This window comes from Quadrisphaera sp. INWT6 (assembly GCF_015390235.1).
Lineage (GTDB): Bacteria > Actinomycetota > Actinomycetes > Actinomycetales > Quadrisphaeraceae > Quadrisphaera.
This window is the reverse complement of sequence record NZ_VUOH01000001.1, coordinates 377,102-390,760: the sequence shown is the minus strand read 5'-3', so window position 1 is coordinate 390,760 and position 13,659 is coordinate 377,102. Positions and strand designations below refer to the sequence as shown.

The following is a 13,659-nucleotide window of genomic DNA, read 5'->3' as shown; positions in this document are numbered from 1 at the left end:
GCCGGCTGCACCCGTCCCAGCGACTTCCCACCCCCTCCGCAGCCGCCGTCCGGCGGCGCCCAGGACCGGGCGCCCCACCCGCGGCTACGCTCCGTCCACGTGAGCGGCGCACCGACCAGGGTCTTCGTCGCACGCCTGGCGGGCCTGCCCGTCTTCGACCCCGTGGGTGACCGCGTGGGGCGCGTGCGCGACGTCGTCGTCGTCCCCCGGGCGGCCCGCAGGCCCCGGGCGGCCGGCCTGGTGGTCGAGGTCGCCGGCAAGAAGCGCGTCTTCGTGCCCATGTCGCGGGTGACGAGCATGGACACCGGCCAGGTCATCACCACCGACGACCTCAACACCCGCCGGTTCGAGCAGCGCGAGGCCGAGGTCCTGGTGCTCACCGACCTGTTCGACAGGGAGGTCGAGCTGACGGGCGCGGCCGCGCGCGCGGTGCACGGGGGCGACGTCGAGGGCGCCGTCGAGGCGACCGTCGAGGACGTGGCGCTCGAGCAGGCCCGCAACCGCGACTGGGAGGTCACCCGCCTCTTCGTGCGCGAGGCCGTGCCGGGCAGCCGCAAGAAGGGCCTCGGGCGCCGCAAGGGCAGCACCGCCCTGATCGACGTCCACGACGCCGCCGGCCTGTTCGGCACGCCCCAGGAGCAGGGCGCCGTGCTGCTGGCCGCCTCGCTGCTGGAGATGAAGCCGGCCGACATCGCCGACATGCTCCACGACCTGCCGCGCAAGCGCCGGGTCGAGCTGGCCGCGGAGCTGGACGACGAGCGCCTGGCCGCCGTGGTCCAGGAGCTCCCCGACGACGACCAGGTGCAGGTGCTCGCGGCCCTGGGCCGCGAGCGCGCCGCGGACGTGCTGGCCGAGATGGAGCCCGACGCCGCCGCCGACCTGCTCTCCGAGCTCACCGACGAGGCCGCCGAGCAGCTGCTGCGCCTCATGGAGCCCGAGGACGCGCGCGACGTGCGCCGCCTGCTGGCCTACGAGGGCGACACCGCCGGCGGCCTGATGACCACCGAGCCGGTGGTCATGAGCCCGGAGGCGACGGTGGCGCAGGCCCTGGCCACCGTCCGGCGTCCGGACGTCCCCTACACGCTGGCCGCCGCCATCTACGTGGTGCGCCCGCCGACGGAGACGCCCACGGGCAAGCTCCTGGGCGTCGTGCACCTCCAGCGGCTGCTGCGCGAGCCCCCGCACGAGTCGATCGGCGGGCTGATCGACACCGAGATCGAGCCGCTGTCGGTGGACACGCCGCTCGCCGTCGTGACCCGCCGGCTGGCCACCTACGACCTGGTGTCCCTGCCGGTGGCCGACAAGAAGCGGCGCCTGCTGGGCGTCGTGACCGTCGACGACGTCCTCGACCACCTCCTGCCCGACGACTGGCGCGAGATCGACGAGGAGGACACCGTCGAGGCCCTCGACGCCACCGGACCGATCGCCGTCGTCACCGCGAAGGGCGACCGCACGAAGGGCCAGGGCCGTGGCTGAGGAGCGCGAGGGCCGCCGCCGGGAGTCCGCGCTCGACCAGCCCCGCGAGAAGCGCCGCCGCCTGGCCCCGCGCAGGCCCCGCGTCCCGAGGATGGACGCCGAGGGCTTCGGGCGCCTGTCCGAGGGCTTCGCCCGCTTCATGGGGACGCCGCAGTTCCTGCTGTACATGACGATCTTCGTCGTCGTGTGGCTGCTGTGGAACACCTACGCCCCGGAGTCGGCGCAGTTCGACCCCCGCGCCCTCAACTACACGCTGCTGACGCTGATCCTGTCGCTGCAGGCCTCCTACGCGGCGCCGCTGATCCTGCTGGCGCAGAACCGCCAGGACGACCGCGACCGCGTCGGCCTCGAGCAGGACCGCCAGCGCGCCGAGCGGAACCTCGCCGACACGGAGTACCTCGCCCGCGAGGTGGCCGCCCTGCGCCTGGCCGTCGGCGAGGTGGCCACCCGCGACTTCGTGCGCTCGGAGCTGCGGGCGCTGCTCGAGGAGGTCGAGCTGCTCGCCGCCGACGCCCGTCGGGACGACGACGACGGCCGCCTGGACCGCCCGGTCGAGCGCACCCGCGACCGGGCCCGCGAGAAGGGCCGGGGCAAGGGCCGCCCGCGCGGCGCGGGCCCCGAGCGGCCCGACCCCGAGCCCGAGGACGACGAGGAGCAGCACGAGCAGGCGGAGGGCTCAACCGGGCCCGTCCGCGTGCCGATGTCCCCGGGGTGACCCAGCACCGCCCCGCGACGGCGACGCTCTCGTCGCTGCAGTCCCTGCAGCGACGCCGCCTCGGCGACGTCCTCGTCGACGCCGGCGTCCTGACGCCCGCGCAGCTGTCCGACGTGCTCGCCGGCCAGCAGAGCGGCCCCCCGGGGCGCCGCCGCCGCCTGGGCGAGCTCCTGGTGCACAGCGGCATCGCCGACGAGCGCACCATCGCGCGGGCGCTGGCCGACCAGCTGGGCCTGACCGTCGTCGACCTGACGCGCATGGTCCCCGACCCCGAGGTCGTGCGCCTGCTGCCCCAGGCGGTCGCCGAGCGCACCCGCGTGGTGCCGCTGGAGCGCACGCGCACCGGGCTCGTCGTCGCCGTCGCCGACCCCACCAACGTGCTCGCGCTCGACGACGTGCGCCTCCACACCGGCTCGGGCGACCTCGTCGTCACGGTGGCCACCGAGTCCCAGGTGCGCGAGCAGCTGGCGCGGGCCTGGTCGCTCGGCCAGGACCGCTCCTCGGCCGCGGAGGTGGAGGACGCCGGGGCCGCCCTCGACCTGGGCTCGGCGAACCTCGAGTCCGACGCCTCGGTGACCGACGAGGACTCCCCCGTCGTCCGGCTCGTCAACCGGATCCTGTCCGACGCCGTGCGCGCCCGCGCCTCCGACATCCACGTCGAGACCCAGCGCGACGAGCTGCGGGTGAGGTTCCGCGTCGACGGCATGCTCCGCGAGGTCATGAGCGCCTCCAAGCGCGCCGCGGGCCCGGTCATCAGCCGCATGAAGATCATGTCGAACCTGGACATCGCCGAGCGCCGCGTGCCGCAGGACGGGCGCAGCCGCGTCATCGTCGACGGGTCCGCCTTCGACTGCCGCGTCTCGACGCTGCCGACGCTGCACGGCGAGAAGGTCGTCATCCGCCTGCTCACCCGCGGTGACGCGGTGCCCGACCTCGACTCCCTCGGCTTCGAGGCCGAGCAGCTCGACGTCTTCCGCCGGGCGCTGTCCGTGCCCCAGGGGCTGGTCCTCATCACCGGCCCCACCGGCTCGGGCAAGACGAACACGCTGTACTCGGCGCTGTCGGAGGTGCTGACGCCCGAGAAGAACATCGTGACCCTCGAGGACCCCGTCGAGGTGCAGCTGCCGGGCATCACCCAGGTGCAGGTCAACACCAAGACGGGCATGACCTTCCAGGCCGGCCTGCGATCGGTGCTGCGCCAGGACCCGGACATCGTGCTGGTCGGCGAGGTGCGCGACTCCGAGACGGCCGAGCTGGCGCTGAAGGCCTCGCTCACCGGCCACCTCGTGCTGACGACCCTGCACACCAACTCCGCCGTCGCGGCGCTGACCCGCCTGGTCGACATGGGGGTGGAGCCGTTCCTGGTGGCCTCCTCGCTGACCGCGGCCGTCGCCCAGCGCCTGGTGCGGCGCCCCTGCGGCGGCTGCGCCGCGCCCTACGACCCGCCGGCCGCGGTGCTCGCGGGCCTCGGCCTGCACCCCCACGACCTGGAGGGCGCGACCCCGCGGCAGGGCACCGGCTGCCCCGAGTGCGGTGGCACCGGCTACAGCGGCCGCACGGCCGTCTACGAGGTCCTCGAGGTCGACGCCGAGCTGCGCCGCGTCCTCATCGCCGACCCCCGCGAGGCCGCCGTCTCCGAGGCCGCCGCCCAGCGCGGCATGGTGTCGCTGCGCGAGTCCGCCGTCCGGAAGGCGATGGCCGGCCAGACCACGTTCGAGGAGGCGCTGCGCGTCACCGCCTCTGACGACGCCGCCCCGGTGGCGTGCCGCTCCTGCGAGCGCCCCGTGGAGGAGGGGATGGTCGCCTGCCCGTGGTGCGGCACCAGCCAGCAGCCCGAGGGGTGCACCTCCTGCCACCGCCCCCTGCGCGGGGAGTGGTCGTGCTGCCCGTGGTGCGCCGTCCCGGTGGCCGGTCGCGAGCTGCGACCGGCGCACCCGCCGCTGGACGTCGCGCCGAGCCCCCACCCCGAGGACCAGCCGGCCCCTCCGGCCGCGGTGCCGGCGACGCTGCCCGGCGTGCTGAGCTTCGGCCCGCCCGACGGCGGACGGGCCGCACCGGCCGGCTGGAGCTAGCCTCGACGGGTCCGCCGCCGCGGGGCGCGCGGGCACCGAGGGAGCGGGCGTGGCACCGAGCCGGTCGCAGGGAGCAGGAGCGCTCGACAGCGCCTCCGACGACCTCGACGGGCTCGACGGGCTGGAGGAGCTCGACCTCGACACCCCCTGGGAGCCACCGCCGCGGCGGCCCCGCTGGCGGCGCCGGTGGGTGGCCCTCGCCGTGCTGGGAGGGGCCGCCGCGCTGACCGGCGTCGTCGTCGCGGCCTCGTCGGCGCTGAGGACGCCCCAGGAGCGCCTCGAGGACCGCCTGGCCGAGGCCGTCCGCGCCTCCGGCGCCGAGCTCGCGTCCCCGGTGGAGCTCACCGCGGGAGCGGGGGGCGGGAGGTCGGCCCCCGGAACCGCCTCGGAGGCCGGGGACGGCGCCGACGTCGTCTGGACGGGGCGGCTCCAGGTCGTCGAGGCGGACGGCACCGCGACCGTCAGGGTGGCGCTGCGCCTGCCCCCGTCCGAGCCGGACGAGGTGGTCCCGTCCCTCTTCCCCGCCGTCGACTGCGACACCCGGTACCCGCTGACCTGGCCCGGTGACTCCGACACCAGCTACCGCACCACCCGCGCCGACCTGTCCGAGTGCGTCGCCACGGCCGACGGCGACGACGTGCTCGTCACCATCGGGTGGCGCGACGACGACGACGGCTGGTACGGCGGTGCCGGTGGCGGGGACGCCGGCGGGGGTGACCGGGCGGGCGTCGACCGCCAGACCTGGCGCACCGACGGTGACGGCGGGCTGGTGTGGCTGCGCAGCCGCGGCGCGGGCGAGGGCGGCCTGACCGCCGAGCAGCAGCGGGCGGTGGCCTCGGCCGAGGGCCTGCTCGCGCGGCTGTGAGCGGTTGCTGCCTACCCTCGTGGGGTGAGCTTCCTGCGCCGCCAGCCCGCTGCGCCGACGGTCCCGGCCCCCGCCGGCACCGGCGGTGGCCCGGGCAGCGGGTCCGCACCCGACGAGGCGGCCGTCCGCGCCGCGCTCGCGACCGTCCTCGACCCCGAGATCCGCCGTCCCATCACCGACCTGGGCATGGTCGGCGGCCTGGAGGTCTCCGCCACCGGCGCGGTGCTGGTCGAGGTGCTGCTGACGACGTCGGGCTGCCCGATGCGCGACACCCTCGAGCGCGACGTCACCGCCGCCGTCAGCACCGTCCCCGGGGTGCGGGCGGTCCGGGTCGACCTGGGCGTCATGGACGCCGAGCAGCGCACCCGCCTGCGCACCGTGCTGCGGGGCCCCGCGGGGGCCGACGGCGAGCGGGAGGTCCCCTTCGCGCGGCCCGGGTCGCTGACCCGGGTGTACTGCGTGGCCTCCGGCAAGGGCGGGGTCGGCAAGTCGACGCTGACGGTGAACCTCGCCGTCGCCATGGCGCGCGACGGCCTGCGCGTCGGCCTGGTCGACGCCGACGTCCACGGCTTCTCCGTGCCGGCGATGCTCGGCTGCACCACGCGGCCCACCAAGGTCGACGACCTCGTGATCCCCCCGGTCGCGCACGGCGTCAAGGTGATCTCGATGGGGATGGTGGTCCCCGACGGCCAGCCCGTCATGCACCGCGGCCCGCTGCTGCACCGCGCGCTGCAGCAGTTCCTCACCGAGGTGCACTTCGGCGACCTCGACGTGCTGCTCCTCGACATGCCCCCGGGCACCGGCGACGTCCCCATCAGCGCCGCGCAGCTCCTGCCGGGCTCGGAGCTGCTCGTGGTCACCACGCCGCAGCCCGCCGCGGCCGACGTCGCCCACCGATCCGGCGGCCTCGCCGCGCGCACCGGCCAGGGCGTGGTGGGCGTGGTCGAGAACATGAGCTGGATGACGATGCCCGACGGCTCCCGCCTGGAGCTGTTTGGCGCGGGCGGTGGCGCGGCCGTGGCCGAGCGGCTCTCCCGCGAGAGCGGCGCGGACGTGCCCCTGCTGGCGCAGGTGCCGATGGACGTGAAGGTGCGCGAGGGCGGCGACGGCGGCCTGCCCGTGGTGCTCGCCGACCCCGGCTCGGAGGCCGCGCAGGCGCTGTCCGCGCTGGCGCGCCGGCTGGGTCACCGCTCCCGGGGGCTGGCGGGCCGCCCGCTCGGCGTCGTCCCCGTCTGAGCCCGGTCCCCCGGGTCGCGCGGTCCCCCGCCCGCGGGGTGGAGGGTCCGGGTCAGGTGGCCTCGAGGTCGATCGCTGCGCCGGAGGACGTCCGGGCCTGCGGCACGGCAGGTGCCGCGGCGCCGTCCTCGGCGGGCGCCGCGGAGCCGCCTGCAGGCGCGTCCGCCGCGGCGCCTGAGGAGGCCTCCGCGGAGGGAGCGGTCGAGGGGTCGCTGGCGTCCGCGCCCTCGGCGGACCTGCCGACGGCCGCGGCCGCCGCCGGGGAGGCCGCGCTGGCGGGCCTGCTGCTCGCAGCGCCGGCCACCGCGCCGGCAGCACCGGCGCCGGCGGCCGCGGCGGTGGGCCCACCGCTGCTGACGGGCTTGGTGGCTGGCTCGTCGTCCTCGAGCGTGTCCGTCAGCGCCTCGCGGATGATGCGGCGCGGGTCGTACTGGCGCGGGTCGAGCTTGGTCCAGTCGACGTCGTCGAACTCCGGGCCCAGCTCGCCGCGGACCTGCTCCCGCAGGCCCATGGCCATCCTGCGGCCCTCGCGCACCATCTTGCCGAGCTGCTGGGCGTAGCCCGGGAGCCGCTCGGGGCCGACGACGATGAGGACGACGAGCAGCAGCACCGCGAACTCGCCGGGGTTGATGCCGAACACGCGGTTGCCTCCGCTCCCCGGGGCGCCGGACAGCGCCCACCACCCACCATCCTGCCCCCGTCGGCGACGAGGGCGTGCCAGACCGCGCACACCCGGCCCTGCCGGGAGGGCGTCGGACGCCTCAGCCGGTCAGCGGGAGGACCCGCCCGGGACCCCCGAGGACCCGCGGTGCCGGCCGCGCCGCGGGGCGGTGACCGCGCGGCTGCGGCGCCCGGTGCTCGAGGTGTCGGCGCAGCTGGGCGCGCGCCCGGGAGAGCCGCGAGCGGACCGTGCCCATCTTCAGGCCCAGCACCTCCGAGACCTCCTCGTAGGTGAGCCCCTCCACGTCGGCCAGCACGACCACCGCGCGGAAGTCGGGTGAGAGCCGGTCGAGCGCGGCCTGCACGTCGACGTCGAAGCGGCCGGCCTCGAAGGCCCGCTCGGGGCCGGCGCCGCGGTCGGGCAGGCGCGCGGCGATCTCCTCGGTGAGGGCGTCGAACCGCAGCCGGCGCCGCCGGCGCGCCTGGTCGAGGAAGAGGTTGGTGGTGATGCGGTGCAGCCAGCCCTCGAAGGTCCCGGGCCGGTAGGAGTCCAGGGAGCGGAAGACGCGCACGAAGACCTCCTGGGTGAGGTCGTCGGCGTCGTCGCGGTCGCCCGTCAGGCGGAACGCCAGCCGGCGCACGCGGGCCGAGTGCTCGCGCACCAGCGCGTCCCACGTCGGGGCCACCCACGCCTCTCCCGGCGCGGTGGGCACCGGGGGGTCCTGGGGTCCGACGTGCGCTGCCACTCCCCCACTGTGGCGCTCCCGGCTGCGAAGGGCCTGGGGAACGGGTGTGACCGCCGTCACGTCCAGCGGACGGCGGCTGCGCGACGGGTGCTCGACGGGTGGGCGGCGCGGCTCAGCGGCGGCGGGCCGCCACCAGCAGCCCCTCGCTGCTGGGGACCAGCGCGGGCAGCAGGTCGGGCGAGGAGCGCAGCGCGCGGGAGAGCTCGCGCACGGCGGTGGTGACCGGGTCGCGCTGGGCGGGGTCGCCGGCGCGGTCGGCGGACAGCGCACCGTGCAGCGCCACCACGCCGCCGGGGCGCAGCAGGCGCACCGCGCGCTCGAGGTAGGCGTCGGCGCCGAGCGGGTCGGCGTCCAGGAGCACCAGGTCGTAGCCGCCCTCGGTGAGGCGCGGCAGCACGTCGACGGCGCGCCCGGTGATCCCCCGGATGCGGCCGCTGCGGACGCCGACCTCGGCGAAGGCGGTGCGGGCGGCCCGCAGGTGGTCGGACTCGACGTCGATGGTGGTCAGCACGCCCTCGGGAGGCATGCCGCCGAGCATCCACAGCCCCGAGACGCCCGCCCCCGTGCCCACCTCGACGACGGCGCGCGCGTCGACGGCGGCGCAGAGGGTGGCCAGCAGCGCCCCTGCCCCGTTGCCGACGGCGCTGATGCCGAGCTCGCGGGCGCGGGTGCGGGCCCGCTCGACCGCCTCGGACTCGGGCACGAAGTGCTCGGCGTACTGCCAGCTGGTGGCCTTGGGGCCGCCGGTGGGGGCTCCCGGAGCGCGGCGGGGAGCCACCGGGGAGACCGGGGGCGGTGCCGCGGAGCGGGGGGCGGGCGAGCCGCCGCCGGGCATCACGGCAGGTCCTGCAGGAGGCGCAGGAGCACGCGGGCGCCCCAGCCGGTGGCGCCCTTGGGCACCTCGTGGGAGGCCGCGTCGGACCGGCCGACCCCGGCGATGTCGAGGTGGGCCCAGCGGCGGCCGCCGGTGAACTCGCGCAGGAACAGCGCCGCGGTCACCGAGCCCGCGCCCGGGGAGGGGCTGGAGGGCACGTGCCGCAGGTCGGCGACGTCGGAGTCGAGCCCGGCGCGGTACTCCTCGACCAGGGGCATGCGCCACACCCGCTCGCCGGTCTCCTCGCCGGCGGCGGCGAGGCGGTCCGCCAGGTCGTCGTCGGCGGTGTAGAGCGCGGCGTGCTGGCGGCCCAGGCCCACGGTGGCGGCACCGGTGAGGGTGGCGACGTCGACGACCAGCTCGGGGTCGAGCTCGGCGTCGGCCAGGGCGAGGGCGTCGGCGAGCACCAGGCGGCCCTCGGCGTCGGGGTTGTCGACCTCGACGGTGGTCCCGCCGAGGACGCGGATGACGTCTCCGGGGCGGTAGGACGCTGCGCCGAGGGAGTTCTCGGCCAGCGGCAGCAGCGCGGTGACGGGGCGGGGCAGGCCGGACTCGGCCGCGGCGACGACGGTGGCGAGCACCACCGCGGCGCCGGCCATGTCGGTCTTCATGGCGACCATCGACTCGCGGGGCTTCAGGGCCAGGCCGCCGGTGTCGTAGGTGATGCCCTTGCCGACGAGCACGGCGCGCCGGGTGGTGGTGGGCGTGCGGGGCGTCCAGTCGACGCGCACGAGGCACGGCGGGTGCTGCGAGGCGGCACCGACGGCGAGCAGCCCGCCCGCGCGGCGGTCGGCCAGGTCCTCCTCGTCGAGGACGGTCACCGACAGCCCGGGCGTGCCGGAGCACAGCGCGACGGCCTGCTGGGCCACCCAGGCGGGGGTCTTGGTGGACGACGGCGTGGCTGCCAGGTCGCGCACCCGCCAGGTGGCGGTGGCGGCCGTGGCGGCGGCGGAGAGGGCGTCAGCGACGTCGCGTCCGCTCCACGCGGGCTCGTGGGCGCCACCGGGCAGCGGCACCGTCGGGCGGCCGGTCCAGCCGAGGAGGCGGACGTGCTCGACGGCCGGAGGAGGCCCCTCGCTCGTCCCGCTGCGCGGCGGAGCCCAGGCGCCGAGGAGGACGCCCTCGGCGAAGGCACCCACGAGCGCGGGCTCGAGGCCGGCGACGGCGGTGGTCACGACGAGCTCGCTGCCGCGGGAGGTGCGGGCCAGCGCGGCGCCGGCGCGGCGCAGGTCGCGCGGCGCGCCCCTCCCGGTGCCGACCAGCACCAGGCGCGCTCCGCCGGGCAGCGCCGCGCCCGGGACGGGCAGCACCGAGCCGGCGGCGGCGCGCCAGTCGGCAGCGGCGCAGGTGGCGGTCAGGTCGAGGCCAGTGGCGGTCTCGACGCCGGCGGCGCCGGGGCCGAGCACGACGGCGGGTGCGGCGGGCGCACCTTCGGCGGCGGGCTCGCCCGCCAGAGCCGCACCGATGCCGAGCAGCAGGACCGCAGCGCCGTCGAGGGTGACCGCGTCGGCCCCGGGGGTGCCGAGGGGCAGCGCCGAGGTGCCCTCGAGCTGCGGCAGCGGCCGCTCCGGCCGGGGCCCGACCCGGAGGTCGGGCCCGCTGCCGGTGGCGACGAGCGGGGGCGGCGCCGAGGGGGGAGTCGCGCCGACCACGCTCAGCCCGCGGCGGTCTTGAGGGCGTCGCCGAGGGCGTTGGCCTCGGTGGGAGACATCTCCACGACGAGGCGGCCACCGCCCTCGAGCGGCATGCGCATGACGATGCCGCGCCCCTCCTTGGTGACCTCCAGGGGACCGTCACCCGTCCTGGGCTTCATGGCAGCCATGAGGCACACCCCTTCCGCATGCCGGTGCACGCGCTCGTTGGAGCGGGCGCCCGGGCGCCGACCGGAGAGTCGACAGGGCGCCCGCAGGCTCTGCCCATCATCCCATCGGCGGCCGACACGCGGTAACCGAGGCGTCCGAGCGGGGTACCGACGTGCTGGTGGAGGGCTATTGGAGGGCTGGTAGAGGGCCGGTGGAGCACCGGGCGCGGGGCGGGCGCGGGGTCACGGCGGCCAGTCGGCCGGCGGGTCGAAGCGCCACAGCCAGGCCACCCACACCACCTGCAGCGCCAGCCCGGCCACGGCCCAGGCCGCCACCGCGGCGCGCGAGCGCACCTGCAGGGCGACCAGCAGCGCCAGCGGCACCTGGAGCACCAGGTAGCGGAAGGTCGAGGTCCACGGGTCGAGCACCGCCAGGAGGTAGGCCTGCTGGGCGAGCACCCAGGCGGGCAGCTCGGGGCCCAGCGACCTCGCGGTCGGGCCGGTGCACCACCAGACCAGGGCGGCGAGCAGGGCCACGAGCACCACGGGACCCGCGACGTCGCCCAGCAGCTGCTGCGACACCCGGAACCACGGCGTGAACCACACGACGGACCCGTTGCGCCACGCCGCCTGCACCTGCGTGTAGGCGTCGGGGACGCCGGTGGCCACGCCGACCGCCACGGGCCAGGCGACCCCGGCCGCACCGCTGGTGGCCAGCAGGCCCAGCAGGGCCCAGCGGGTGCGCCGCGGCAGCGCGCGCCCCTCGGCGCGCCAGCGGGCGAGCGCGTGGACCGCCACGACCAGGGCGAACGGGAGGGCGATGACGCGCGTGGCTCCGAGCAGCACCACGGCCAGCGCGCACCAGGCGTAGCGGCGCTCGACGAGCGCCAGCAGCGCCAGCGCCAGCGCGAGCAGGGCGAGCGACTCGGTGTAGGCGTACTGGAACACGGCTGCCGCAGGGGCGCTGAACACCAGCAGCACCCCGGCGAGGGCGGCCCGCTCCCCCGCGACGCGGGCGAACAGGCGGCGCATCACCACCGCGGCCCCCGCGCCCAGCAGCAGCGCCGTGGTGGGGGCCACCGCCTCCCACGAGCCGCCGGTGAGGGCCATCAGACCCCGCACGAGCACGGGGTAGGCCGGGAAGAAGGCCCACTCGCTCTGCTGCGCGACGCCGGCGCCGTCCCGGGGCAGCGGGAGCGGGTACCCGTGCTCGGCGATGCTGCGGTACCAGCTGGCGTCCCACAGGTCACCGGCCATCACCAGGTAGCCGGGCGAGGCGGGCGTCCACAGCGACTCCACCTGCCGGCGGGCCACGGCGACGGTGACCACCGCGGTGAACAGGCGCGTGGCGGCGTACACCAGCAGCGCCTGGGCCCACCCGGGCAGCACCGAGAAGCGCGCTCCCCCGCGGGCCGCCGCGCCCGCGAGCGCCCGGCCGGCGCCGTCGCGGGCCGCGAGGGCGGTGGCGACAGCCCCCGCGACCGGGCCCCGCGGCCCGGTGGTCACCGCTGCTGCGCGGAGGACTCGGCCTCGGCGGCGACCTTCTTCAGCACGGCGCCGAAGGCGAAGCGGCCACCGACGGCCAGCGGCAGGGTGATGGCGCGCGACAGGCGGCGGTCGAGGACGGCGACGTCCTCGGTCCAGCGCAGCCGGCAGCGGTCACCGGGCAGCGGCACCACCTGCACCTCGGCGCTGCCGAGCACCACCCCGCCCTCCTTGCGCAGGGAGGCGGTGCCCGCGCGCACGGCCGTGGGCGGCTCCCAGCCGGTGACGACCATCGGGTCGTCGAAGGCGAGCGGTCCGACGCCGCTGCGGCCGGTGAAGCGGGTGCCGACGCCGCCGGTGTCCTCGGTGACGGTCATCCGGGTCAGCGGGACCCAGTCGCCGTGGCGGGACCAGTCGGTGACCAGGTCCCACACCACCTGCGCCGGTGCTGCGATCTCGCGGTGGGCGGTGAACCTCGCCACGTCAGTGCTCCTCGGGTCGGGTCGGGGGGGCCGCGAGCGCCGCAGGACCGGCGGCGACGGCCGCGCCCAGCTCGGCGAGGCGGCGGTCGCGCTCGGCGAGCTCGGTGCGCAGGCGGTCCAGGACGGCGTCGACCTCGTCGGCGCGGTAGCCGCGCAGCGCCACGGAGAAGCGCACGTCGTCGAGGTCCTCGGGCACCAGCTCGCGCAGCGGCAGCGGCCGGTGGGGGCTGCTGCCGACCGGCTCGGGCATGCCGGCGGGGGCGCGGCCGACGGCGACGGCCACCACCACCCCGACCACGGCCACCGCCAGCAGCAGCAGGACGAGGCTCACGCCGCGATGCTGCCAGACCCGCTGGAGACCGCAGTGCGAGGCGCTCCGGCCCGGCGGGCGCGGCGGGTACCGCCCTCCACCCGGCGCTCGGGCCCGGACGGGGCCGCTCCCCCCGGCACCGGCGGACGGCGTCCGCTCTCGGGGACCCCGCTGCGGAGGACCGTCCACAGCCACCGCGGCGCGCACCGGACGGCGTCCGCACCCGCCCGACCAGGGCTCGGACCGCGCCGGGGCCGGGAGCCCGGACGCTCAGACGCCGCTCTCGAGGCCCTCCTGCTCGCGGACCTCGGGTGCGGGCGCCGGCTCCGGGAGGTGCCGCGCGGCGGCCAGCCCGGCCTCGACGACGTCGAGCGCCTCGGCGGCGCTGGTGGTCCACGTCACGTCGGCCGCGGCGGCGGGCTGCACGAACCCCTGGTCCACCAGGTCGTCGACGGCGCGCCGCAGCCCGGTGAGGACGCCGGTGGGGTCGCAGACGACCACCGGCTTGGTGTGCAGCGCGAGCGCGCGGGCGCTCCACACCTCGATCAGCTCCTCCAGGGTGCCGAGGCCCCCGGGCAGCACCACGAAGGCGTCGGAGGCCTCGTCCATCAGCCCCTTGCGCTCGCGCATGCCGTCGGTGACGACCAGCTCGTCGGCGTACCGGTCGCCAACCTCCTTGTCGAGCAGGGCCCGCGGGATGACGCCGTAGGTGCGGCCACCGCCCTCGCGGACCGCGCGGGCGACGGCACCCATCATCGACAGGGACCCCCCGCCGGAGACGAGGGAGTGACCGCGGGCGGCGATCAGCGACCCCACCTCGGCGGCGAGGGCGACGTGGACGGGGTCGATGCGCTCCGAGGCGGAGCAGTACACGGCGATGGCGGGCACGGCCACACCCAACCACCCGTTCCCGACCGCGATCACCTCCCCCGGGAGG

General features: G+C 77.2%; 13 protein-coding genes and 1 pseudogene. 5 read left to right on the top strand and 9 right to left on the bottom strand.

Features of this window, described 5'->3' with window-relative positions:
• The first annotated feature begins 99 nt into the window (after positions 1-99).
• From F1641_RS01675 to F1641_RS01655, 5 genes are read left to right on the top strand one after another with little or no spacing between them, the layout of a single operon-like run.
• Positions 100-1,476: a magnesium transporter MgtE N-terminal domain-containing protein gene (locus F1641_RS01675; protein WP_194902745.1), complete on the top strand. Its 1,377-nt coding sequence runs from the start codon at positions 100-102 to the stop codon at positions 1,474-1,476.
• Positions 1,469-2,191 (top strand): DUF1003 domain-containing protein, encoded by a 723-nt coding sequence (locus tag F1641_RS01670; protein WP_194902744.1) that lies wholly within the window; start codon positions 1,469-1,471, stop codon positions 2,189-2,191. The genes F1641_RS01675 and F1641_RS01670 overlap by 8 nt, the downstream gene beginning before the upstream one ends.
• The gene (locus F1641_RS01665) at positions 2,188-4,263 is read left to right on the top strand and encodes an ATPase, T2SS/T4P/T4SS family (RefSeq protein WP_309225308.1); all 2,076 of its coding nucleotides are present in this window, start codon (positions 2,188-2,190) and stop codon (positions 4,261-4,263) included. Before F1641_RS01670 ends, F1641_RS01665 begins: the two co-directional genes overlap by 4 nt.
• 49 nt (positions 4,264-4,312) lie before the next feature.
• The gene (locus F1641_RS01660; protein WP_194902743.1) at positions 4,313-5,128 is read left to right on the top strand and encodes a hypothetical protein; all 816 of its coding nucleotides are present in this window, start codon (positions 4,313-4,315) and stop codon (positions 5,126-5,128) included.
• A gap of 33 nt (positions 5,129-5,161) precedes the next feature.
• Positions 5,162-6,364 (top strand): P-loop NTPase, encoded by a 1,203-nt coding sequence (locus F1641_RS01655; protein WP_255513951.1) that lies wholly within the window; start codon positions 5,162-5,164, stop codon positions 6,362-6,364.
• Between the two features lie 277 nt (positions 6,365-6,641).
• Here F1641_RS01655 and F1641_RS23655 read toward each other — a convergent pair.
• The 9 genes and pseudogenes from F1641_RS23655 to F1641_RS01610 form a co-directional block, all read right to left on the bottom strand.
• A pseudogene (locus F1641_RS23655) lies at positions 6,642-7,004 on the bottom strand (twin-arginine translocase TatA/TatE family subunit); the annotation flags it as partial.
• Between the two features lie 121 nt (positions 7,005-7,125).
• Positions 7,126-7,737, bottom strand: coding sequence for an RNA polymerase sigma factor SigE (gene sigE / locus F1641_RS01645; RefSeq protein WP_309225307.1), 612 nt, complete (start codon positions 7,735-7,737; stop codon positions 7,126-7,128).
• Positions 7,738-7,882: 145 nt separating this feature from the next.
• Complete coding sequence (locus F1641_RS01640; RefSeq protein ID WP_194903285.1) at positions 7,883-8,605, bottom strand: O-methyltransferase; 723 nt, start codon at positions 8,603-8,605, stop codon at positions 7,883-7,885.
• The gene (locus F1641_RS01635; RefSeq protein WP_206690377.1) at positions 8,605-10,296 is read right to left on the bottom strand and encodes a M17 family peptidase N-terminal domain-containing protein; all 1,692 of its coding nucleotides are present in this window, start codon (positions 10,294-10,296) and stop codon (positions 8,605-8,607) included. Before F1641_RS01635 ends, F1641_RS01640 begins: the two co-directional genes overlap by 1 nt.
• Positions 10,297-10,298: 2 nt before the next feature.
• Positions 10,299-10,466 (bottom strand): DUF3117 domain-containing protein, encoded by a 168-nt coding sequence (locus F1641_RS01630; protein WP_194902739.1) that lies wholly within the window; start codon positions 10,464-10,466, stop codon positions 10,299-10,301.
• A 222-nt stretch (positions 10,467-10,688) separates the two neighbouring features.
• Positions 10,689-11,951 carry a hypothetical protein gene (locus F1641_RS01625; protein WP_194902738.1) on the bottom strand — a complete coding sequence of 421 codons (1,263 nt, stop codon included), beginning with the start codon at positions 11,949-11,951 and terminating at the stop codon, positions 10,689-10,691.
• The gene (locus F1641_RS01620) at positions 11,948-12,412 is read right to left on the bottom strand and encodes an SRPBCC family protein (protein ID WP_194902737.1); all 465 of its coding nucleotides are present in this window, start codon (positions 12,410-12,412) and stop codon (positions 11,948-11,950) included. The genes F1641_RS01625 and F1641_RS01620 overlap by 4 nt, the downstream gene beginning before the upstream one ends.
• A gap of 1 nt (position 12,413) precedes the next feature.
• Positions 12,414-12,743, bottom strand: a complete 330-nt coding sequence (locus tag F1641_RS01615) for a DivIVA domain-containing protein (RefSeq protein WP_206690376.1) — start codon at positions 12,741-12,743, stop codon at positions 12,414-12,416.
• Positions 12,744-12,992: 249 nt separating this feature from the next.
• A complete protein-coding gene (locus F1641_RS01610; RefSeq protein ID WP_194902736.1) occupies positions 12,993-13,610 on the bottom strand; it encodes a TIGR00730 family Rossman fold protein in 618 nt (205 codons plus the stop codon).
• Between the last annotated feature and the right edge of the window lie 49 nt (positions 13,611-13,659).